We start from the raw sequence: 23,823 nt of genomic DNA on the forward strand, positions 1-23,823 counted from the left end.
ATGGACAGACTTGATTTTCAGCCGCTGCCGCCGTCTGCACGACGGCCAGTGTATATCCCGCCGCAAACGTTGCGTGATCGCAGTTGGCAGCGCCTGAGACAGAACCGACTGGCTCTCTGGGGCATCGGCATTGTTTGTGTCATGTCCGTAGCGGCGCTTGTCGGCCCCTGGCTTTCTCCTTATACGTACGGCGAACAGAACTTTGCCGCCGCCAACGCGTATCCGTCTGCGGCGCATTGGTTCGGAACCGATACGTTAGGACGCGATCTTTTTACGCGCGTTCTCTACGGAGCGCGGATTTCGTTGTCTATCGGCATCGCCGCCAGCTTGATCAATCTGTTCATCGGCGTTCTTTACGGCGGCATTGCCGGTCTGGCCGGCGGTAAAACAGATCGGATCATGATGCATGTTATTGATGTCCTGTATTCGATTCCCATGCTGCTTTATGTGATTTTGTTCATGGTCGTCTTTAAGCCGGGACTGCTCAATATTTATCTTGCTTTGGGCATCGCGTACTGGCTGAATATGGCGCGTATTGTACGCAGCCAGGTTTTGACCTTGAAACGGCAGGATTATGTTCTGGCGGCGCGGTCCTGCAACACGTCGGCGTGGCAAATACTGCGGCGTCATATGATACCGAACTGTGTCGGGCCGATTATTGTAACCATGACCTTATCTATTCCCGACGCCATTTTTACGGAAGCCTTTCTCAGCTTTATCGGTCTCGGCGTAGCGGCGCCTATGGCCAGCTGGGGAGTATTGGCGTCGGAAGGGATCAACAGTATCCGTTCTTTTCCGTTTCAGCTGTTTTTCCCCGCCCTTGCCTTGTGTATCACGATGCTCGGCTTTATGTTTCTCGGCGACGGGCTTCGCGATGCCCTGGATCCGCGCGATGGGAAGGGGGAAAGCCGATGAAGCCGCTTTTGGAAATTGCCGGCTTGTCCGTTTCGTTCCGTACGTATCGAGGGCTGTTGGAGGCCGTTCACGGTGTGTCTCTCCAGGTTTATGCCGGGGAAACTGTCGGGATCGTCGGCGAATCGGGATGCGGCAAATCGGTTACGACGCAAAGTGTCATGAAATTGCTGCCGCGTAAGGAGACGGTTTATACAGGCGGTACGATTACCTGGGACGGTAAGGACATTATGCAATATGACGAGCAGGCGATGAACCGGCTGCGCGGCAAAGAGCTGACGATGATTTTTCAAGATCCCATGACGGCGCTGAATCCGGTGCTGTCCATCGGCAGTCAGTTGCGGGAGGCGCTTCGGACGCAGCGTCGCTTGTCTCCCGCGGCAACGGCAACGGCTTCGCTGGAATTATTGCGGGCTGTCGGGCTGACGGCGCCGGAAAAACGTCTTCGGCAGTATCCGCATGAACTTTCAGGAGGCATGCGGCAGCGTTGTCTCATTGCCTTGGCTCTGGCTTGCCGGCCGCGCTTGCTTTTTGCCGATGAACCGACGACGGCTCTTGACGTGACGACGGAGGCGCAGGTATTGGCGCTGTTGGAGAACTTGCAGCGGGAGCTGCAGATGGCCGTTGTCCTCGTTTCCCATAACCTCGGCATCATTGCCCAGCTGTGTCGGCGTGTCTACGTGATGTATGCCGGTACGGTTGTGGAGGAAGGGATGACGGAGACGTTGTTCGTCGCGCCGGCTCATCCGTATACGCGAGGTTTGTTGGCTTCATTGCCGGATCCGGAGAACAGGGAAAAGAAGCTGATCGGCATTGACGGACAGGCTCCTGACTTGTTCCACTATTCCCGGGGCTGTCGTTTTTGTCTGCGCTGTCCCCAAGCGATGTGTATCTGTTCGCGTCGCGAGCCGCCGACGTATGAATTGGGGAACGGACAAAAGGTGAGCTGTTGGTTGTATTGTCCGGAGCGGGGAGGAGTATAATGGCGTTTCTCGACGTTCGTCATCTTACAAAAGAATTCATTGCCGAACGGGATTTTTTCGGCAGAGCAAAAAAAACGGTTACGGCAGTCTGTGATCTTTCCCTGACCATAGAGGTGGGGGAAACAGTCGGCTTGGTCGGCGAATCGGGTTGCGGCAAATCGACCTTTGCCCGTACCGTTCTCGGTCTGTATCCGAAAACGGCAGGCGAGATATTCTGTGACGGCGTCAGGCGGGAGTCGATGGGTGAGGCGGCGTTCAGGCGGAAGATACAAATGATCTTTCAAGATCCGTATGCGTCTCTCGATCCGCGGTTGACAATCGGCGAAAGTATTGCCGAACCGTTGCGTAATTACGGGGTATATCCGACCGGAGAGGAACGGGAGCGGCGCGTTGCCGCGTTGCTGGAGCAGGTCGATATGCCGCGTGAAGCGGCGCAGCGTTATCCGTACGAGTTTAGCGGCGGCCAGCGGCAGCGTGTCGGCATCGCCCGGGCGCTGGCGTTGGAACCGGCCTGTATTTTCTGTGATGAACCGATATCGGCTTTGGATGTGTCGGTACAGGTGCAGATTGTGAACATGCTGCAGCGACTGCAACAGGAAAAGGGACTGGCGTATCTTTTTATTGCGCACGATTTGGCGATGGTCCACCATCTGAGTCACCGCATTGGCGTCATGTATCTGGGGCGGCTGGTGGAATTAGGCACGAGTGATGCCGTTTACAAGACACCGATGCATCCCTATACGCAGCTCCTGCTGTCATCTATGGCCAAGGCCGATCCGCGGCAAACGCGCAGAGTCGTTCCTGTCGGAGAAGTCCCCAGCCCTTTCGCCGTGCCCGAAGGGTGCGTATTTCATCCGCGCTGTACTGCGGCAACAGCGCGTTGCCGTTGCGAGATCCCGAGCTGGCGTGAAGTCGGTGCCGGTCATTTCGCCGCCTGCCATTTTGCAGGAAGGGGAAGATCATGAGAAAATTGGTTCTTATACTCCTTTGCGCCGTTGCCGTTTTTGCGTTCGGCGGGTGTGGTCCCGCCGAACGTACCGATACGGTGCGATATGTGCTGGAAGCGGAACCGGCCAGTCTGGATCCGGCCATGACGACGGCGCTGCCTGAAAATATAGTGGAATTGCAGCTGTTTGAAGGGCTGACGCGGCTGGACGATCAGGATGTGCCGCAGCCGGCACTGGCGGAGCGGTGGGACGTTTCGGCAGATGGACTGACGTATACCTTTTATTTGCGGCCCGGTCTCCACTGGAGCGATGGGGTTCCTCTGACGGCAAGTGATTTTGAATATGCCTGGAAGCGTGCTCTTGATCCTGACGTGGCTTCGGAGAATGCGTATATGATGTTTCCTCTGGTGAACGGAGAAGCGTACTTCAACCGCCAGGTTGACGCCGCCGCCGTCGGGGTTCATGCCGTCGATGATCGGACGCTGATCGTCAAATTGGCAGCGCCGACAGCGTATTTTCTCAGTTTGACGGCTTTCCACAGCTACTATGCCGTACCCCGGCATGTTGTCGAAAAAGCGCCGCAGACGTGGGCTTCGGGCAATATGCCCATCGTCGGCAGCGGACCGTATACAATCAGCAAATGGATCCATGCCAGTGAGATCGATTTTGTAAAAAACGAAACGTATTGGGATGCCGCTTCCGTTACGTTGCCGCAGTTGGAGTTTCCTATCAGCGATTTGCAAGCGACGCGGCTGACGCTGGTCGAAAGCGGGCAGGCCGATATGATGGTCGAACCGCCGCCTGCCGACGAAACGCGGCTGGAGGAAGCCGGGCTCTATCATGTCGCGCCGTATTTAGGCTCTTATTATTACGTTTTCAACGTGACGGCCAAGCCCTTTGACGATGTACGAGTCCGCAAAGCTTTCGCGCTGGCCGTCAGGCGCCGCGCGCTGATTGCCAATGTCGTGCGCAGTCGTAAACAGCCGGCCTATGCCTGGGTACCGCCGGGCCTGGTCGATCCGGCGACGGGCGTCGATTTTCGTACTGCCGGCGGCACGGTGCTGCAGCCGGAAGACGCGGCGGCGAAAGCGCTGCTGCAACAGGCCGGTTATGACGACGGCAGTAAGCTGCCGGATATTCGTATTCTCTTTAATACGAGTGAAATGCATAAGGCGATCGCCGAAGCGCTGCAGGCCATGTGGCACGATGAACTGGGGGTTACCGTCGGGCTCGTCAATCAGGAGGCAAAGGTTTTTATGGCCAGCCGCAGCAGCGGCGATTTTCAAATTGCCAGGGCTTCATGGGTCGCCGATTATGCCGACCCGATGACGTTTTTGTCCGTTTTCGCCGATGCCGAAAACGACGCGCAGTACCACAATGAACGGTATACCGAAGTGATTCACGCGGCCCAGCAGACGAATGACGCGGTGCTGCGCATGAAGCTGATGCACGAAGCGGAGAATATCCTTTTTGATGATTGCGTCATCATTCCCATTTACTATACGACACAACCCTTTGTCGCTCAGCCCTATGTAAAAGGATATCACTGGTCGTCTCTGGGACTGGTCGACTTTAAGCGCGCTTACATAGAAAAATAAAAGGCAGAAAGAAGGATAAAGATTATGGAATCGTATAGACTGGGACGAGGCCTGCGGCAGGGCGATACGGTTGCAATCGTGGCGCCGGCGGCCCCCTTGGCCGCCGAGACGGTGACGGGAGCGGAACAGGTGCTGCGCGATCTCGGCTATGTTTCGGTTCTGGGGCGTACTGTCGAAGAAAGCTGGGGCTATCTTGCCGGCAGTGACGAATTGCGGGCTCGCGATCTGGAATGGGCCTTTGCCGATCCGGCTGTGCAGGCGATCCTCTGTCTGCGCGGCGGTTACGGCACGACACGATTTTTGGATTTGCTTGACTACGACAGGATCCGCGCCAATCCGAAGCTTTTTATCGGCTTCAGCGACATTACGGCTCTGCACACGGTTTTTCGCCAACGCTGCGCCATGGCGACTATTCACGGTCCCATGGCCTTGTCTCTCGGCAGGGAGCCGACGGCCTATACGCTGGGACAGTTTGCCGCCGGATTGCAGGAGCCGGTGCCGGCAGGCCCCCTGCAATTACCGCCGGGCCGGCAGTTGGAGCCGTTGGTTCCGGGGACGGCGTCCGGTACGTTATGCGGCGGCAATATGATGCTGCTTTCCGTGACGACCGGTACGCCGTACGCGTTGGACGGCACTGACGGCTTGCTGTTGTTGGAGGAAATTGGGGAAGATGCCTATGCTCTCGACCGCATGTTGCGTCAGTTCGAGCAGTCGGGGCTGATCGCGAGAGCAGCGGGCATTCTGTTCGGGACCTTTCATGATTGTATGCCGACAGAAAGCAGGGACGGCGAGTTCACTGTCAGAGAAGTGGCTGCGTATTATGCCGAGCGATGGGGAAAACCGGCGCTTTGGGGCGTGCCGGCAGGGCATGAGAAAGACAATGCCTGGCTGCCATTCGGCGTGCCGGCACGCATGGAGGTAGGCGTCTCGGAAGCGGTGCTTACAATAGAAAAGGTAAAGGAGCAAAGGCATGAATAAAAAAGAAAGGAAAGACGCCGCTTGCCGTCGCGTCGATGAGTTGGAAGATCTGATCCGCGGCATTGCCGTCTACATCCATGAGCATCCTGAATTGGGCGGCCAGGAGGAATTGGCGGCGGCCTATTTACGGAAAATTTTAACAACAGCAGGCTTTGCCGTCGATAATCCGATTGCCGATGTATTTCCTACGGCGTTCCACGCCGTTTACGGCAACGGCGCCAAACAGATCGCCTTTTTGGCCGAGTACGACGCTCTGCCGGAAATCGGACACGGCTGCGGACACAACTTGATTGCCGCCATGAGCGTCGGTGCCGCTTTAGCTTTTGCTGCCGTTGCGGCAGAGGAAGCGACGGTGCATGTTTTCGGCTGTCCTGCCGAAGAGACGGCAGGCAGCAAAGTATACATGAGCGAACGGGGTCTTTTCGACGAGATGGACGCGGCGCTGCTGATTCATCCGGCAACGGATCGTACGGCTATAGGCGGCACTTCTTATGCGACACATCCGCTGCAGTTCACCTTTACGGGCAAAGCGGCGCATATTGCTGATAAAACGTATCACGGCGTCAATGCGTTGGATGCCTTAGTCGATTTTTACGGCGCATTACAAGCATTATCCGCTCAGTTTACGGAAGAACATCTGCTTGGCGCAATCATTACCGATGGCGGCACAGCGCCGAATATCGTGCCTGATAAAGCGGTCATGAAGGCGACGATCCGCGCCCTGCAGGCGGCGTATTTGGAAGAGACAATGCTGCCGCAGATCCGCGACCTGGCGGAGGAAACGGCGGCACGGCACGGCGCTTCTGTCGAGATGGTCCATTATGAACCGCTGTATAAGGAAATGCGCAGTGATCCGCGCCTGGATGTCTATTTTGCTGAAGCCTTCAGCGAGTTATATGAAGAGTTTACCGTTTTGGATGATGACTTTGCCGAAGGGGCGACTGATGTCGGCAATGTCAGTCAGGCGACGCGGGCCAGTCAGCCGGAGATCTGTATCGGCTATCACATCGGCGCGCATGCGCCGGAGTTTGCCGCCGCGGCGATCAGCGACTTAGGCCTCATGCAGGCCGTCACCGGAGCGAAAGCCATGGCGCGCGTCGCTGTAGACGTGATGTTGGAAAAGGCGGAAAACCCTTGTTTTAATGATGTCACGTGAAAGGAGCGGATACCATTGGATGTACGTTTGACGTATTACGGACATGCCTGTTTTTCATTATCGTGCAATGCGGTAACCTTGATTGCCGATCCCTTTTTTACGGGCAATACATGGCGTAAGGCCGCAGCCGAAGATATTTCTTGTCACTATATTTTTGTCAGTCACGGACATCACGATCATTATGGCGATGCGGACAGTATTGGCGGCAGAAATGATGCGCTGCTGATCGCTTCCGCCGAAGTGGCCGCCAAAGGTGCGGCAGCCGGCTTGCGCACACATGCCATGCACCTGGGCGGCAAGAGCGATTTTCCTTTCGGCTCCCTGCGACTCGTGCCTGCTTTTCATGGAGCCGGCGTTCCCGGCGGTCATGCGGCAGGCGCTTTGATCACCTTCTTCGGCAAGACGGTTTATTTTGCCGGCGACACGGCGTTATACAGCGATATGAAGCTTTTGAATCGTTTTGGCGATATCGACTGCGCCTTATTGCCGATTGGCGACAACTTCACGATGGGGCCGGAAGATGCTCTCTTGGCGGCAGACTGGGTCAAGGCAAACGTGACGATCCCCATTCATTACGGTACGTGGCCGGTCATTGAGCAGGATCCGCAGGCCTTTGTCGAGGCTTTGACAACGCAATACGGACGGCGGGGACTGGTTGTGGAACCGGGCGGAACCCTGCTTTTACCCTAACGGCGGCGCAGCGCGAAGAGACTAAAAACAAACACCATTTTCAACAATGCTGTATGTTGGAAATGGTGTTTGTTTTTTGCCGGTCAGCTTCGACAACGGAATCGGCTTTCCATTGCAAAAAAACAGTTGTTCTCCTGTTGGAAATATGGGGGACTTTTTTGGACATGTATGGTATGCTATAAACAGGAAACGTGTTTTTCGTACAGTTATTGTCAACACCGGTATCGTTTTGAAAGGAGGAGCCTTTATGGGACTTATCAAAGCAGTAATGGGCGCGACGGGCGGCGTCTTGGCCGATCAATGGAAAGAGTACATTTACGGTGAAGAAATGCCGCCGGAAATTCTCGTCAGCAAAGGGAAAAAACGGACGAGCGGCCGCAGTTCCAATACCAGCGCCGAAGACAACATCATTACAAACGGTTCCGTCGTAGCCGTCAATGAAGGACAATGCATGATGATCGTTGAACAAGGCAAGATCGTGGAAGTTTCGGCGGAGCCGGGAGAATTCGTCTATGACTCGTCGACGGAGCCGTCTATTTTCGCCGGTGAATTGAAGGAAACTGTCGTTTCCGTCTTTAAAAATATCGGCAAACGTTTTACTTTCGGCGGCGGTGCCGGTAAAGACCAACGCGTTTATTACTTCAATACGAAGGAAATCATGGGGAACAAGTACGGTACGCCTTCGCCCATTCCGTTCCGCGTAGTTGACGAACGGGCGGGCATCGATTTCGACATCACCATCCGGTGTTTCGGCGAATATAGCTATAAGCTGACGAATCCGCTTCTTTTTTATACGAATGTGTGCGGCAATGTCGACGACGTTTATGAACGGGAAACGATTGACGGACAGCTGAAAACGGAATTGCTCACATCGCTGCAGTCCGCTTTTGCGAAGATTTCTGAAGCTGGTATCCGTTACAGTGCTTTGCCGGGGCATACAGACGAACTTGTGAAGATATTGAACGAGGTCTTGAGCGGTAAATGGCGGGATTTGCGCGGCATAGAAATCGTTTCTTTCGGTATTTCCAGCGTCAAGGCCGATGAGAAGGCGGAGGAACGGATTCTGTCCATGCAGCAGCGTGCGGCTTTTACCAATCCCACGTTGGCAGCTGCGCAGCTCGTCGGAGCGCAAGCGGAAGCGATGACGTTGGCAGCGTCCAACGAAGGCGGCGGCAGTCCGGCCCTTGCGTTTATGGGCATGAACATGGCCGGTATGGCAGGCGGCATGAATCCGGGAAATTTGTATGCTATGGGTCAACAACAGCAAATGGCGCAACAGCAAATGGCGCAACAGCAAGGCGGCGGTGTTGCCCCGATGGGACAAGCGGGAGCGGCGCAGCAGCCTGCCGGAGGCTGGACTTGTACGTGCGGGCAAGGCGGCAATCAAGGAAAGTTCTGCAGCAATTGCGGTTCGCCGCAACCGCCGCCGAAGACGGTTGAAGGCTGGACCTGCGCGTGCGGACAGATGAACAAAGGCAATTTTTGTTCCGCTTGCGGTGCGAAGCGGCCTGCAGGGGCTCCTCTTTACCGCTGCGATAAATGCGGCTGGCAGCCCGATGATCCCCATCATCCACCGAAATTCTGTCCGGAATGCGGCGATCCTTTTGACGATAACGATAAAGCATAGCTGATGATGTATGTGAAAGGGTGTGAGCGTGATGGCCGATACCTCTGTAAGTTATAAATGCCCTAAATGCGGCGGACCCCTCAACTTTCAGGCAGGAGCGGAAAAAGTAAGCTGTGAATACTGCAGTTCCGAGTTCGATGTAAAGACGATTGAAACCTTATTTTCCCAGCAGGAAGAGATTGCCGCGCAGAATGCAGCGGCAGAAGAAACGAAATGGAAGCCCGAGGAGGCCGGGTCTGAATGGGACAGCGGCGAGACTGACGCTTTTCAGGTGTTCACCTGCTCGTCTTGCGGCGCCGAATTGGTTACGGACGGATCGACGATGGCAACGGAATGCTGTTACTGCGGCAATCCGACGATGTTGCCGAACCGTTTCGCGGGCATGCTGAAGCCTGATTACGTCATTCCTTTCAAGAAGACGAAGGAAGACGCCGTTGCGGCTCTTAAAGCATTTTACGGGAAGAAACGCCTCTTGCCGTCCAATTTCAAGAGTAACAATCGCATGAAAGAGATACAGGGACTCTACGTGCCTTTCTGGCTCTTTGATTCGACCGTGTCGGGAACGATGACCTTTTCGGCCGAACGTATTTCCGTTTCCACGACAGATGATAAAGAAATTACGGAAACCCAAGTCTACCGCTGTCGCCGAAAAGGCAGCGCCGATTTTGAAAGGATTCCCGTCGACGGCAGTACTAAAATGGATGATACGTTTATGGAAAGTATTGAGCCTTTCGATTATCAGGAAATGCAGCCCTTTTCCCAGGCCTATTTTACCGGCTATATTGCCGACAAGTATGATGTCGATGCCGCTGCTTCCGTTGGCAGAGCTGATGAACGGGTAACGAACAGTATGACGGAGGAGTTGAAAAGGACCGTTAACGGATATGATGCCGTACGGCGCGAATCCTGCAACATTGTCAAAGTCGGCGGCAATGTTTCGTATGCCGTAGTACCTGTTTGGATCCTGACGACGCGGTATGAGAATAAACCGTATACTTTTATGATGAACGGACAGACCGGCAGGCTTGTAGGCAGTCTGCCCATTGACAAAGGTAAGCTGCGAAACTATTCCATCATCGGTTTCATCGCTTCTTTTATCGCTATTTACGGCATTACGTCGCTGATCATATGACGAAGGAGGCGGACGTAGATGAGAAAAATAACAACGTTATTCTTTTCGGTGTGTTTTATCTTTCTGTTGAGTCTGGCTTCGTTTGCGGCGGCGCCCCGATTGGTGGACGAAGCGAATCTGCTGGATGCGTCGGCACAAAAACGCGTGACGGCAGTCCTTGATCAGGTGAGCGACAAATATGGGATGAACGTTGCCGTTGTGACGATGAAGTCGGCAGGTGATAAGAAAGTCGGGAAGCTAGCCAACGAAATCCTGGATAAACGGTATCGCGGTGCCAAAGGCGGCGCGATGGTGCTGCTGATCGTTATGAGTACACGAGACTGGTATATCTCTACCGATAATACGGCACGGCAGGCAATTACCGATGCCTTCGGCATCGATAAAATGGAAGAAAACATCGTGTCGGAATTATCGAAAGGAAAGTATGAAAAAGCGTTTACGGAATATGCCGGTACAGCAGATACGCTGATGAGTTTCTATCAGAAAAATGGGCGGGCCATGGCATGGAACGACGAAGTTTGGTGGCTTCCTTTGGTTATAGCCCTAGGCGGCGCCGGGTTGTTGACTTTCGGTTTGCGGAAGTGGCTGGTCGGATCCATGAGTAATGTTAAGGAACAGGTATCAGCAGACGCATATATTAAAGACGGCAGCTTCAATTTGACAGATTCCGATGATATTTATTTGTATACAGATGTTCATGTCAAAACGATACAAAAGAAGGGCGGCGGAGGAGGCAGATACTCTGCTGCCGACAGCGAACATGGCGGCGGAGGCGGTAAATTTTAAGCCGGCCGAAAGAGGTGAAACAGATGAAAATGTGGCTTAAGACGGTGTTGTGCAGTGCGCTGGCAGCGGCGGCGGTGATGCTGTCCGGATGTGGCGACAACAGTATTACCGGCATGGTCTCGAAAGACGGCACGGCCCTCAACTGCGGTGATCAAAACGCTCACGTCATGGCGATGGAAGGGCCGGATGTTAAGGTGCAGTTTTCCAACAGTACCCTTATTTGGCAGGATAATGCCATGTATTTTCTTTCCAAACAAAACGAACTGTTGAAATTTACGATTAAGGATAAAAAACTGGTAACTGGAGAGAACAACGGTGTTATAGCCCAAAATGTCCGCGCCTTGAGCGGAACGGACGGCAAGAGACTATATTTCAAGACAAAAGATCAAGCGTTGAAATATATTGAAGACGGCAAGGAATATGAAACGGGCTTTAAAGATTACGGCTGGTTTGTTCCGGCGGAAGACGGCAAGCACGGCGTTGTTTGGTTCAATTCGGGACAGATTTATATCGTCGGCGTCGACAACGGTAAAGTGTCGCCGGCGAAGGAACCGTTGGTTCCGGATCCTCCCTTCTCCGGCGCTACTTGGTGTGCGATCAAAGACAATACGATCTATACGGACGGCAGGGAGAAAGGCGCAGATCGGAAGTTCGAGAATATCACGCAGATGGACTTGGAAGGAAAGGTACTTAATACGTACGGGCCCTATAAAGAAAGCGCCCTTTACTACGCTGTAACGAAAGACTATCTGTGCATTTATAGCAGAGGGGAAGACGGGGTGCGTGTGTATCGGTTGCGTGACGGCTCTTTCGTCGGCTCGCTGACGAAAAACGATATTAAGATGAAGGGCGGTGCTTACGGTATTTACGCGTTGGAAAAGAATACCATCGCGCTGGTCACCGATTATGAAGGACTTCATCTCTGCCTTATCGCACTTTCGTAACCGAATGGAGGAGACATATGATGAAGAACCGTTTTCTCACGGCAATTTTAGTTGGCATGATGTTCTGTTTTCTGACATCGGCAGTTTTTGCGCAAGACAAGAAACCGGTCATTCTTGATGCCGATATGGTCGAACTTTTTGATGACGGTATGGCCATGCTGATGCTGGCTCGCTCTGAAGAGGTCGAGCTTCTCGGCGTCACCGTCGTTATCGGCAATACTTGGGTAGAAGACGGAACGGCCAGCGCCTTGCGGCAGCTTGAAGGAATCGGCAAAGAAAAAGAAATACCCGTTTATATGGGACGAAACAGAACGACGCGAAGCGGCCGTTTTGCCGCTCTGCAAGCGGAGCAGATGCTTTTCGGGCGAGGCGCAGACAGTCACCTCGGCGCTGCGGGATATGCGCAGCCGGCAAGTTGGCAGGACGCCTATGCGGCCAAATTCCATCGTCGGCCGCAATCGGTTCCGGCGGCGGATGACGCCGTTGATTTTATTATTCGTACCGTCAAAGCCCGGCCTCACGACGTGACCGTCGTCGCTATCGGAACGGCGGCCAATTTGGCGGCAGCTTTGCAGAAGGCCCCGGAAATAGCCCCTCTTGTCAAACAGGTGTGCTACATGGGCGGCGCCTTCTTTGTCGGCGGCAATGTTATGCCGGCAGCGGAATTTAATTTCTGGCTTGATCCGGAAGCGGCACGGACGGCATTGCGTGCTCCTTTTGGGGAACAGGTGATCGTGCCGTTGGATGTTTGCGAAAAAGTTCATATTACGCAGACCCAGTTCCGGGAGATATCGGCGCGGCTGCATAATCCGGTTTTTGCCGACATGTGGCAACATCACTGGATGTATCCGCTCCTGCGGGACGGTGCGGCTTTCAATAATTACGTCTGGGACGTGATTGCCGCCGCTATCGTTATCGATCCGTCGCTGATTTTGGAAGAAGAGAAATGCTTTGTCGATATTAATGACACGTATTCGCCGTCGTACGGCCAGTCGCTGGCATACAGAGGCGCAGCGCCGGCAGGAACGCAAGCGGCGCGCATTATCAAGACGGTAGACGAAAAAAGACTTTGGCAGATGATATATCGGGTTTGCGACGAATTATAAGGAGTCGATGTGATGAAAGGAAAATTAGCGGCGTTGGCTGCATTCGTGCTGCTGGCGTGGGGGCCGGCCATGGCCGCGGACTTGTCGAATCTCGTCATTCTTCATACGAATGACAGTCACGGTTTTGATCAGATGACGGAAACAGAACAAGGGATGGCCGTCGTGGCGGCTTTGAAGAAGGAGTATGAGAACCAGGGATGTGACGTCTTGCTTGTCGACGGAGGCGACGCCATTCAGGATAATAATCTCGTCAATCTCAGCAAAGGCAGATCGGCCATCGCTATTATGAACAAGGCCGGTTATGATGCCATGACCTTGGGCAATCACGAATTCGATTACGGACAGGACGTCCTGTTGCAGCGTGTCCGTGAAGCTTCGTTTCCCGTCATCTCGGCCAATGTGTTCGTCGCGGCAACAGGGAGGACCCTGGTGCAGCCGCGGATGATGATTCACAAAGGCGACGTCAAAGTCGGGATTTTCGGCTTGACGACACCGGATACCGTGGTTTCGACGAATCCGAAGAACGTTTACGGTTTGACGATTTTGAATGACCGGGCGCTGTATGAAAATGCACAGCATGAAGTGGATCTGCTGAGAAAAGATAATTGCGATGTCGTTATTGCTCTGGGGCATTTGGGCAGCGACCCCGGCAGCAGCGGCCATCGGTCCGAAGATCTGTTGCAGCACGTCAACGGTATTGATATTTTTATTGACGGCCACGATCATAAAATCAAAAACGCCTATGTCAACGGTACGCTGTTGGCGGAAGCGGGCTGCCACACGGAGAATATCGGCAAGATCAGCCACGACGGCGGGTTGTGGCGGGAAGAGTTACTGCCGTACAGTGCCGGCAGGCGTCAAGATAAAGCGACGAAGGCCGTCATCGATGCCGAAGCCGCCGCCGTGGCGGCAGCCTTGGCGCGTGAATTGGGCAGGAGTGAAGTCCTGTTGAACGGCAACCGGGTACCAGGCGTGCGAACGATGGAAACGAACTTGGGCGACTTTGTTGCCGACGCCGTTCTTTGGCAGGCCCGCATGGCAGATCCCTTCGGGACGCCGGTCGACGCGGCCTTGGTCAACGGCGGCGGTTTGCGCGATTCCCTCAAAAGCGGCAATATTACTGTCGGCGATATTCATGCCGTGTTGCCGTACGGCAACCAAATCTGTACGCTCAGCCTTACAGGAGAAACTCTTTTAGAGATCATGGAAGCGGCGACGGCTGAAATACCGGAACCGATGGGGGCTTTTCCGCAGATCGCGGGATTGACGATGACCGTCAATACGAAGGTTCCGTACGAGCGAGGGCCGGCATACGAACATTCTACTGCCTATGCGCCGCGTCGTCCCGGCGCGCGGGTTACGATCCATGAAGTAGGGGGCAAGCCGTTTGACCTCAAGGCGACGTACAGATTGGCAACGTTTGAATTCATCTGCCGCGGCGGTGACGCTTACGGAGCTTTGACGATTCCCGGAAAAGGAACGAGCAGCATCATTGGCTACGTGGATACGGACGCTGTAGAGCATTATCTGACCGAGGCGTTAAATGGCCGGATTGACAGCCGCTACGGTTCGCCCCAGGGCCGTATTACGCTATTGTAATCGGCTATTTCTGGCGGCAGGCGTTGCAGGGAACAGGTATCAGACAAAAAGCGCTTTGCAGATATGATGACGGTTTTGCGACACACAAATAAAGAGCGCCAAATTTTCGGCGCTCTTTATTTGTGCATCGCCATATAGGGAATGAAAGCCGCATTCAGCCGTCGGAACCGTGCCGCTGCGAGTCAATATAGGCGATACGGATTTCGGCCGTGCCGATCGGAAATACATGTTATAGATAACTTTTTTAAATTCACGTATAATAAAGGCAAAGGAGGGATATCTATGGCTCGGTTCTATCGTATCTTGACGAGTTTCGTATGGGTATTCCTTTTTGCCGCCGTCTTGACGGCGGCGGGGCAGGAGATTGTGCTGTATGACAATACAGCTGATGACGGCTATGGCACGGCGCTGGCGGCTTCATTGACCGGCACGGAGTATCGCGTGGAAGGTGCAGAGATGCAGTTGGCCGATCAACTGTCCGCTGTTACGGCTATCGAGGTTTTCGACTTTCAGGCTGCTGCGTACGGCAAGGCCCGAACCCCTTTATACTGGTATCCTCACTATGAAACGACAGTCGTCATCGCTGTCGACAGAAATCTTTGTAAAGAGGAAATTACCGGTTGGAATGATTTGCTGAAGAAAAAAATCTACGTACAGCTGCCAGTGCAGAAGTTGGAGTTATCGACCATTATCATGGCGGTGACCTACGGTCTGACGCACCAGCTGTCCGGCGATGAAGGATTCGATTTTTTACGGCAAATGGATGAAGCCGGACTGATTCACTGGGAATACGGGACGTCGGGACTGCAATATTTCAGTCCCGTTGCCGACGGTGCGGCGGAGGCGTATATTCTTTTCGATCATCAGGCGGAGCGGTTTCGCAGCCAGGGCGCTTTGTTGGAGGTCATCGTGCCGGCTGAAGGAACTCTCGTATTTACCAAGGGGTTGTTGGCACGGAGCGAACTGCCTATTAATGAAGCTGTTTTGCGGGAAGTTCTGCGAAACGAATGGCCGGAACGGTACGACGGCCAGCATCGCCCGGCGCAGGTGCAACCGCTGTCGGCACAGGATAAACAACTGATTTTACAGGAAAGTTTGCGTTTGGACGATGAGGAGCAAGCGCTTATCAGCCATTCTCAATATGTAAAGATCGGCATCGTAGGAGAAAGTATTTTCTTTTGCTTTCCCTTAGCGTTTTTTGCGTTGTTTCTGACCCGCCACATGGAACGTCGGATCATGCAGCGCGGTGTGCGCAAGGCCGTACTGAGATTGGGAACGGTTCTGGCCCTGTTCATCGGTATTCGCATCCTGAAATATTTGCTGAACGATTCTGCAGGGGCCTTGCTGCGGCTGCTCTGGTATACGTATGGCCCTTTTGAACTGCTTATCACCCTTTTTTTGCTTTGGATCGCCTATAGCATAGATCGTGATGTCGATGATTCGCTGCCGCCGCGCTGGTTGAAATATCTGGCCGGTGTCGACGGGGTTGTATCGCTCGTTTATCTGACGAATGACTATCATCAACTGGTTTTTACCTTTGCAGACGATTTTCTGCATTATCAGCATAATTACGGCTACGGCGCCTTGCATCCGCTCTTCCTGCTGCTCATTGCGGCGCAGGCCTTCGGCGCCGTCGGTTGGATGATGTATAAGGCTCACAGGCAGCGAGTGCTGAAGAAAAAAGTCATTGTCCTGATCGTGCTGATCGTGCTGCTGGCGCTGTACCTTTATGCGTATATTGAGGGAATTACGCCTTTCAGGCGCACGCAGGTCGTTTCGGTCATCGTTTTTTTCTTGCTGCTCTTTTTGAAAGGCGCCTTGTGGAGCGGCATTATTCCTTCCAATCAGGGCTATATCAACCTCTTCGTCCATTCCGATTTATCTATGAAGCTTATGCATAAAGACGGAGAAATCGCTTTTTCGTCACGTTTTGCCGGTACGGAAGGCCGTATCGTACGCCAGTCGGAACTGCCCATTCGCGGCGGTCTGATACGCTGGGAAGAGGATATCAGTGAGCTTCAGGAAAAACAGGAAAAGCTTCTTCATATCGGGCAAGCGCTGCAACAATCTTACCGCCTTCTTGGGCAGGAACGGGAACTGCAGCTCGAATCAGGCGTATTCAGGGCCAAAGAACGGCTTTACGATGAAATAGAAGCCGTTTTTGCCGAAAAGAAAAGAGAACTCATGAAGTATCTGGCTGTTTTGGAACGAGATGATGATTCTGCCGAGTTCTTTCAGGCTATTCGTCGGCTTAATTTGTTGGCTTGTTTTTTGAAAAAACGTTGTGTCATGTTGCTGCGGGGGAAGGAGCGGCAGGTTTTGGCGGCTCGGGAATTGCATCTTGCCGTAGAAGAGAGTAAAAAGTATGCCAATGAAGCGGGAATCTCCTGCGCCGTCCTTTATGATCTGTCAGGTGAGGTGCCGACAGAAACGGCGCTGCGCTTTTATGATATTATGGAGAATGTTTTGGAACAGGCGATACTGCATCGGTCGGCGCCGCTGATGATCACTTTTTACAAAAAAGAGAGCATCTGCATGACCTTTCGCTTCGCAGCTGCGGAACCGTGGTTGCAACAGCAGTCGCTGTATGTCAAGAAAAACGGTCCGGACAGCAACGTGCGGATTTGTGTGCACGATGAAGACGGACTGTGCGGAATTGATGTGGTGCAGGAGGAGGGAGGTATATGACGGAAATTTTTCTATATCCTTCTTCGTGGCGCGCCTGTTTGGTAGTGGCCGCCATGGTCGTGTTGTTGCTGCAGTTTTTGACCTGGCAGGAAGGGTGGTCCCTTTCCTCTTATCGGAATGCAAGACGGTTTTGTTGGGATATGTCCGTCATGGGGCTGCCCTTTTCGACACTTGTTGTCTTTGTTTTCTCCTATTCCAGCATTCAGGGAAATTTTTTGCTTATTGATTTTTGCGATACCTTTCGCAGTGCCGTTGTCATCCTCTGCCTGCTGCAATGTGTTTATTGGTGGAACCAGTGCCCCGGTATCCGTTGGATTCCTGCCGCCGCAGTCGCGTCGCTGCCCGTTTGGGATCACTTCATGCCTTATCCGCTGTTAGGAGCCCTCTTTTTTTCCCTCTGCTACAGTTGGCGGCAATGGCGACATATCAGGAAAATACAGGCAGACAGCCTATCGGCCTATTCCATCCAGCAGGCTATCGACAGTATGCCTATGGGCATCATGCTGGCGACGATAGACGGCAAGGGGCTGCTGATCAACGAAGCGATGTTTTATTTGATGAGGATGCTGTTTAACCAGCATTTTCGCAATGCCCATGAATTATGGCGTCGCCTTCTCGGCTTTGCCGGCTCCTATGGGATCACTAAGGAATACTACGGAGATAAGATCTTGTTTCGTTTCCCTGACGGGAAAAGCAAGTTATTTTCCCGAACCGTTCTGCATTGGGGTAAGGAGCAAGCCATACAGATAACCGCCATTGATGTGACATTGCTCGACTCGCTGAATCAGACATTGGAAGTGCAAAATGACCTTTTTGAGCAGAACAGCCACGCTTTGAGAAATTCGCTCAAAAATTTGGAAAAAGTACAGCAAGGCAGGGCGTATACAGAAGTCGCCAGCAATATTCACGATCTCATGGGACAACGTATTACCATATTCCAACAGTTTCTCAAAAACAGAAGACTCAGTGACTACCAAAGCATTATTCCCCTTGTCGGCAGCGTCATGACGGATCTTCGCAGGGAAATTACGATTTCTGCCAAGCAATTATTGAAGCAGTTGTTGCAGACCTATTGCGGTATCGGTATTCACATCGCTATTGACGGCCAGTTACCGCAAGACGAACGATATGCCGGCATTTTTGTCCGTACGATGCGGGAAGCTTTTACAAACGCCGTTCTTCACGGCAAGGCGACGGCTATTACGGTGCAACTTGAAGAATCGGAAGAGATGTATCGGATCGTGATTGCCGATAACGGTGAAGGTTGCGCCGCAATCGTTCCCGGACAAGGGCTGCGCAGCATACGCCAGGCCGTCGAAGGGGCGGGCGGTACGTTGCGGCTTGAAGGACAGCCCCATTTTATGTTGGTCGCGGTTTTCCGGAAAGAGCGTGAAACGGAAGGGAGGAATAGCGATGATTAAGGTATTGATCGTAGATGACCAAAAAATATTGCTTGACGGTATTGCCGAGTTGTTTCACGGCAGTGATCTGGTGACCGTCGTCGGCAGCATCACTTTGCCTGATCTGGTGGAGATTTACTGCAGCCGGAAAGCCCCCGATCTGGTTTTGATGGATATTTGCATGGAGAGCAAAACGACAGGTTTTTTTGTGACGAAACGGCTGAAGAAAAAGTTTCCGAATCTTAAAGTTGTTTTGATGACAGGGTTTCCCGAATGGAATTTTATTCAGAAAGCCCGTGAAGCCGGTGCCGACAGTTTTATTTACAAAGACGGCTCGGCAGATGATTTTATTTCCTGCATACGGCGAACGATGGAAGGCGAACATGTCTATCCTCTTCCGGACGGCAAGGAGTCTTTCGGCTTCGGTTTTTATGACGCCCGGCTGACGCGGCGTGAAATGGAAATTTTGTCTCTGTTGTGTCGAAATATGAGCCGGAAGGAAGTGGCGCAGGCGTTGGGGATCGCAGGGAGTACTGTCAATTTCCATATTAACAATATGCTGACGAAAACGGGTCACAAGAACATTGTCGGTCTTGCCGTCGAGGCGGCGAATCGGGGGTATATTGATCCGGAAGTGGGAGAATAGAAAAAGGAAGGACCGTAAATTTTACAACCCTTGCGTTCAAGGCAGCTATCCGTTATAAAGAATAGCTGCCTTGAACGCAAGGGTTGAAATGACTACGCGAAAATAGGGCACTGCAGTTGCAGTGCCCTACCGGGAGAGAACGGGTCACGCCAAAGTGTTTGAACGGCAAGGCGTATTAGGCCCGTTATTTTTTTAACGTGCTGTTGATGCGGACATCTTTCAAGAAAGGAATCGTCGGCTTTTCCGTTTCGGCCAGAGGTTCCCGAATGCTTTCAAAGGTCGTCGTCAGCATCAGTTTCAGTCGGTTCGTCTGATTGACGGAACTGGCGCTGGGATCGTAGTCGATGGCAACAATGTTCGTATCGGGGAAAGCGGCCTTCAAGGTCTTGATCATGCCCTTGCCCGTTACATGATTCGGCAGGCAGGCCCAAGGCTGGAGGCAGACGATATTTTTGGCTCCACGTTTGATGAGGTCGATCATGTCGCCCGTAAGAAACCAGCCTTCGCCGGCAACGTGACCGAGGGAGAGGAATTCTTTCGCTTCGGCGGCAATATCGTAAATGGACGTAATGCTGTCGAAATGACGGCTCTTTTTGACGGCATCGGCATAGGGCTTGCGATACCAGTCGAGCAGTTTGACGGAAATCTTACTGGCTGCCGAAGAGAGCCACGTGCCGGAAAGATATTTATGGCGGAACTGGCTGTCCAAAAGACCGTAGTAAAAGAAGTCGGCCAGTCCGGAGACGATGATTTCGCCGCCTTCCTCTTCAATCATGCGGACGATTTGATTGTTGGCGATAGGATGGAATTTGACATAGATCTCGCCGACCAAACCGATGCGCGGTTTCTTTTCGCCGGTCATGCCGATGTTGTCAAACTCTTCAATGAGATTGTGAATGTTTTTCCTGAATGTGGCGATATCGGCTTTGATCAAATCGGCGGCGCACTTTTTCTGCCATTTTTTGAAGAGCGCTTCCGCAGTCCCTTTGACTTTTTCGTAAGGCCTGGTGCGATACAGGACCTGCTGGAGGGCATCGCCGTAAATCATCCCCTGTAATAGGCGATGCCAGAAACCGATTTTCGGATCGAAGCCGGGCTGGCGGTTCAAGCCTTTCGTATTCAATGAGATGATGGGGATATTCGGCATGTTGGCGTCAGCCAGGGCTTTGCGGATCATGCCGATGTAGTTTGTCGCGCGGCAGCAGCCGCCGGTTTGCGAGATGATAACCGAAGTGTTGTCCAAATCGTATTTGCCGGATTTTAAGGCCGTGATGATCTGGCCGAGCGACATGATGGCCGGATAGCAGGCGTCATTATGGATATAGGCCAACCCCGTATCAATGGCCTCCTGACCCTGATGAGGCAATAATTCCATATGAAATCCCGCATGGGCGAAAGCGGCCTGAAACAGGGGAAAGTGGATCGGCGTCATTTCCGGCGCCAAAATGACATGCGTTTTCTTATCCGCTTTTGTAAAGATCGCTTTTTCATAGGAATAAGGTTCCGTAATCTCTTCGCTTCGTTGACGATGGTTCATGACGAAAAGCAGCGAGCGGAGACGGATGCGGATTGCGCCGAGATTAGAGCCTTCGTCAATCTTTAGCAGCGTGTGGATTTTATGACCGTGTGTCAGTATTTCCTGCACCTGATCGGCAATGATGGCGTCCAGTCCGCAGCCGAAAGAGTTCAGTTCGACGAGCTCCAGATTACCGTGCGCGGCGACATATTGAGCCGCTCGATAGAGCCGTGAATGATATGACCACTGATCGACGACGCGCAGATGCCCGGGAAAGCGGCCGAGAGGCGCAACGCCGTCTTCCGTCAGGACGGCAAGGCCGAGGCTGTTGATCAATTCCGGAATACCGTGATTGATTTCCGGATCGACATGGTAAGGCCTGCCGCTGAGGACGATGGCCCGTTCGCCGTTTTTATCAAGCATGGCCAGCGTTTTTTCCGTCACGTCGCAGTATTCTTTTTTATACCGTTCTTCTTCGTCCCAAGCAGCTGTCGCTGCAATTCGGATCTCCTCCTTACCGAGATTCCAGACTTGAAGTTCTTCCTGAAGACGGGGAATAATGCGCTTTTTATCATGGAGCGGCAGGAACGGACAAAGGTATACGGTGTTGCTGTCTGCGAGCCGTTCCGACATGTTGTGTCGGATCACTTCGGGATAACTCATGACCATCGGGCAGTTGAACGTATTGTCTTTCGATTCTTCGGAAGGGCCGTTCTGGATGCAGGGATAAAAAATACGGTCGACACCTTTTTCGAGCAGGTTTTCAATATGGCCGTGGACGAGTTTTGCCGGATAACAGGCCGAATCTGAAGGGATCGTATCCATCGCTTTCTGAAACAGCGCTTTTGACGATGTGTCGGAAAGGACTACGGTATAGCCGAGCTTCGTAAAGAAGGTAAACCAGAAGGGGTAATCTTCATACATGTTCAATACCCGCGGCAAGCCGACCGTACCGCGCGGCGCATCGGCAAGTGGGTTGTAATGTGCGAACAGGCGGGCATATTTAGTTTTGTAAAGATTGGGGAGTACTTTTCTGGCCGCGTTGACGGAGCCGGCAGCGCCGCGTTCACAACGGTTGCCGGTGATAAAGGAACGGCCGTCGTTAAATGTGTTGACCGTCAGGAGACAATTATTGGTGCATTGACCGCAATGCCTGATGGACGTATCGACGCGCAAAGCCTCCAGACCGGCAGCGTCCAGGAGCGTCGTCTTGACGTGATCGGCATGATAAGCGGAACGGCAGATCAATCCCATTCCGAAGGCTCCCATGAGTCCGGCTATGGATGGCCGGATAACGTGGCGGCCCAGCAGCTTTTCAAAAGCGCGGAGCACGGCGTCATTGTAAAAGGTACCGCCCTGCACGACGATATGGTTGCCTAATTTGGCAGGGTCTTTGACCTTTATTACCTTATATAAGGCGTTCTTAATAACGGAATAAGACAGGCCGGAAGAAATATCGGCCATGGTGGCGCCTTCTTTTTGCGCCTGTTTTACCTTGGAATTCATGAAAACGGTGCAGCGCGAGCCCAGATCAATAGGCGCTGAGGCGGTTAGCGCCGCCTTGGAAAAATCTTCTATCGACATGTTCAGTGATTTTGCGAACGTATCCAAAAAGGAACCGCAGCCTGCAGAGCAAGCCTCATTGAGCAAAATGTCTTCAATATGGCCGTCTTTGAGGCGGCTGCACTTCATATCTTGTCCGCCAATATCCAAAATGAAGTCAACGTCAGGGCAAAAATGAGCGGCAGCTTGGTAGTGTGCGATTGTTTCCACTTCGCCCAAGTCGATATGAAGGGCTTCTTTCAAAAGAAATTCACCGTAGCCGGTAATGCCTGTTTTGGCGATAAAAGCGGTAGACGGCATTTTCCTGTAAATAGCCGCAATGATATCTTTTGCCGCCTGTAAAGGACTGCCTTCGTTGTTTTGATAATGAGAATAGAGAATCTTATTGTCTTCGCTGAGCAGCACGGCTTTGATCGTCGTTGACCCGGCATCGATGCCGAGATAGCAGGAGCCGCTGTATGCGGCAAGATTACCGCGGGCTACGGTATGTGAACCGTGGCGTTTTCTGAATTCAGCCAGTTCTTCCGGCGAGACGAACAGCGGTTCAATACGATCCGATTTGGCCAATGTCGATTCGTCAACGCTGCGCAATTGTCCCATGAGGTTCATGAAGGATATGGGGGCGGCGTCAAAGCTGCCGAGGGCTGCGCCGATAGCCACGTAGACCTGTGCGTTTTCAGGGGTGACGACATGCTCCGCATCGAGGTGCAGTGTGTCGGCAAACTGTTGCCGCAGCTGCGGCAGAAATGTCAGCGGGCCGCCTAAAAAGCAAACGGTGCCACGGATCGGCCGGCCGCAGGCCAGCCCGGTAATCGTCTGCAAAACGATGGATTGCAGTACGGAAGCGGAGACGTTTTCTTTGCTGGCGCCGTCATTTAACAGCGCCTGCACATCTGTTTTGGCGAAGACGCCACAGCGCGCGGCAATGGGATAGAGCGTGTCCGATTTTTCCGCTAGGGCATTCAGTCCGAGCGCATCGGTGTGGAGCAAGGTGGCCATTTGATCGATAAATGCGCCGGTGCCGCCGGCACAATTGCCGTTCATGCGGTGTTCATTGCCGCCTGTCAGATAGGTGATCTTGGCGTCTTCTCCGCCCAGCTCAATGATTACATCCGACTGCGGGTGGTACGTGCGGACCGCTTTGGTGCCGGCAATTACTTCCTGGACGAAAGGGATGTGCAGATAATCTGCCAGCGCGATACCGCCGGACCCCGTAATAGCGACGGTGATCTGCTGATCGCCGAAAATTTCATAAGCATTTTCCAATAGATCCCATACTTTTTGGCGGATGTCCGTATAATGGCGTACATAGCAGGCATGAAGGCACTGCTTCAGGTCGTTGAGAACGGCAATTTTTACTGTTGTCGAACCGATATCGATGCCGATATGAAGTAAATTTTTCATTGTATTCACCATGCCGGATAACCGGTCTTTCTGTAGACTTTTTAGACTATAGAATACTGAAATAGTCTATCTTACATTATACCATATGAAGCTAATTCGTGAAGAGGAGAAATAGATACGGTTTAAAATAAAAAATCTGTCGAAAGGA

18 protein-coding genes are annotated in these 23,823 nt (G+C 52.8%); 16 read left to right on the forward strand and 2 right to left on the reverse strand.

What is annotated here, in order from left to right; translation table 11 throughout:
- The 13 genes from HMPREF1250_RS10450 (at position 1) to HMPREF1250_RS10510 (ending at position 14,458) form a co-directional block, all read left to right on the forward strand.
- Positions 1–915 (forward strand): ABC transporter permease, encoded by a 915-nt coding sequence (locus tag HMPREF1250_RS10450; RefSeq protein WP_023054685.1) that lies wholly within the window; start codon positions 1–3, stop codon positions 913–915.
- Complete coding sequence (locus HMPREF1250_RS10455; RefSeq protein ID WP_023054609.1) at positions 912–1,895, forward strand: ABC transporter ATP-binding protein; 984 nt, start codon at positions 912–914, stop codon at positions 1,893–1,895. Before HMPREF1250_RS10450 ends, HMPREF1250_RS10455 begins: the two co-directional genes overlap by 4 nt.
- A complete protein-coding gene (locus tag HMPREF1250_RS10460; RefSeq protein WP_023054606.1) occupies positions 1,895–2,860 on the forward strand; it encodes an ABC transporter ATP-binding protein in 966 nt (321 codons plus the stop codon). The genes HMPREF1250_RS10455 and HMPREF1250_RS10460 overlap by 1 nt, the downstream gene beginning before the upstream one ends.
- Positions 2,857–4,440, forward strand: a complete 1,584-nt coding sequence (locus HMPREF1250_RS10465) for a peptide ABC transporter substrate-binding protein (protein ID WP_023054704.1) — start codon at positions 2,857–2,859, stop codon at positions 4,438–4,440. The genes HMPREF1250_RS10460 and HMPREF1250_RS10465 overlap by 4 nt, the downstream gene beginning before the upstream one ends.
- A gap of 24 nt (positions 4,441–4,464) precedes the next feature.
- Positions 4,465–5,418, forward strand: a complete 954-nt coding sequence (locus HMPREF1250_RS10470; RefSeq protein WP_023054631.1) for a S66 peptidase family protein — start codon at positions 4,465–4,467, stop codon at positions 5,416–5,418.
- Positions 5,411–6,574 (forward strand): amidohydrolase, encoded by a 1,164-nt coding sequence (locus HMPREF1250_RS10475; protein WP_023054669.1) that lies wholly within the window; start codon positions 5,411–5,413, stop codon positions 6,572–6,574. The genes HMPREF1250_RS10470 and HMPREF1250_RS10475 overlap by 8 nt, the downstream gene beginning before the upstream one ends.
- Positions 6,575–6,589: 15 nt before the next feature.
- Positions 6,590–7,264: a metal-dependent hydrolase gene (locus HMPREF1250_RS10480; RefSeq protein WP_023054640.1), complete on the forward strand. Its 675-nt coding sequence runs from the start codon at positions 6,590–6,592 to the stop codon at positions 7,262–7,264.
- A 247-nt stretch (positions 7,265–7,511) separates the two neighbouring features.
- Positions 7,512–8,891 carry an SPFH domain-containing protein gene (locus HMPREF1250_RS10485; RefSeq protein WP_023054712.1) on the forward strand — a complete coding sequence of 460 codons (1,380 nt, stop codon included), beginning with the start codon at positions 7,512–7,514 and terminating at the stop codon, positions 8,889–8,891.
- 31 nt (positions 8,892–8,922) lie between these two features.
- Complete coding sequence (locus HMPREF1250_RS10490; protein ID WP_023054679.1) at positions 8,923–10,023, forward strand: hypothetical protein; 1,101 nt, start codon at positions 8,923–8,925, stop codon at positions 10,021–10,023.
- An 18-nt stretch (positions 10,024–10,041) separates the two neighbouring features.
- On the forward strand, positions 10,042–10,809 hold the full coding sequence (locus HMPREF1250_RS10495) for a TPM domain-containing protein (RefSeq protein ID WP_023054662.1): 768 nt from the start codon (positions 10,042–10,044) through the stop codon (positions 10,807–10,809).
- Positions 10,810–10,832: 23 nt separating this feature from the next.
- Entirely contained in the window at positions 10,833–11,753 is a 921-nt protein-coding gene (locus HMPREF1250_RS10500) for a hypothetical protein (RefSeq protein WP_023054625.1), read from the forward strand.
- Between the two features lie 17 nt (positions 11,754–11,770).
- Positions 11,771–12,859: a nucleoside hydrolase gene (locus HMPREF1250_RS10505; protein ID WP_036243342.1), complete on the forward strand. Its 1,089-nt coding sequence runs from the start codon at positions 11,771–11,773 to the stop codon at positions 12,857–12,859.
- Between the two features lie 12 nt (positions 12,860–12,871).
- The gene (locus HMPREF1250_RS10510) at positions 12,872–14,458 is read left to right on the forward strand and encodes a bifunctional metallophosphatase/5'-nucleotidase (protein WP_023054694.1); all 1,587 of its coding nucleotides are present in this window, start codon (positions 12,872–12,874) and stop codon (positions 14,456–14,458) included.
- A gap of 39 nt (positions 14,459–14,497) precedes the next feature.
- On the opposite strand, the gene HMPREF1250_RS11930 is transcribed toward HMPREF1250_RS10510, so the two are convergent.
- Positions 14,498–14,686 (reverse strand): hypothetical protein, encoded by a 189-nt coding sequence (locus HMPREF1250_RS11930; RefSeq protein ID WP_036243343.1) that lies wholly within the window; start codon positions 14,684–14,686, stop codon positions 14,498–14,500.
- A gap of 54 nt (positions 14,687–14,740) precedes the next feature.
- On the opposite strand from HMPREF1250_RS11930, the gene HMPREF1250_RS10520 reads away from it, so the two are divergent.
- From HMPREF1250_RS10520 to HMPREF1250_RS10530, 3 genes are read left to right on the forward strand one after another with little or no spacing between them, the layout of a single operon-like run.
- Positions 14,741–17,146 (forward strand): ABC transporter substrate-binding protein, encoded by a 2,406-nt coding sequence (locus HMPREF1250_RS10520; RefSeq protein WP_023054697.1) that lies wholly within the window; start codon positions 14,741–14,743, stop codon positions 17,144–17,146.
- Positions 17,143–18,567 carry an ATP-binding protein gene (locus HMPREF1250_RS10525; protein WP_023054668.1) on the forward strand — a complete coding sequence of 475 codons (1,425 nt, stop codon included), beginning with the start codon at positions 17,143–17,145 and terminating at the stop codon, positions 18,565–18,567. Before HMPREF1250_RS10520 ends, HMPREF1250_RS10525 begins: the two co-directional genes overlap by 4 nt.
- Entirely contained in the window at positions 18,560–19,192 is a 633-nt protein-coding gene (locus tag HMPREF1250_RS10530) for a response regulator (protein ID WP_023054665.1), read from the forward strand. The genes HMPREF1250_RS10525 and HMPREF1250_RS10530 overlap by 8 nt, the downstream gene beginning before the upstream one ends.
- A gap of 184 nt (positions 19,193–19,376) precedes the next feature.
- Here the strand turns inward: HMPREF1250_RS10530 and HMPREF1250_RS10535 are convergent, their stop codons facing one another.
- On the reverse strand, positions 19,377–23,675 hold the full coding sequence (locus tag HMPREF1250_RS10535; RefSeq protein WP_036243346.1) for a 2-hydroxyacyl-CoA dehydratase: 4,299 nt from the start codon (positions 23,673–23,675) through the stop codon (positions 19,377–19,379).
- Positions 23,676–23,823 lie beyond the last annotated feature (148 nt).

This window comes from Megasphaera vaginalis (ex Srinivasan et al. 2021) (assembly GCF_000478965.1).
GTDB classification, from domain to species: domain Bacteria; phylum Bacillota; class Negativicutes; order Veillonellales; family Megasphaeraceae; genus Megasphaera; species Megasphaera vaginalis.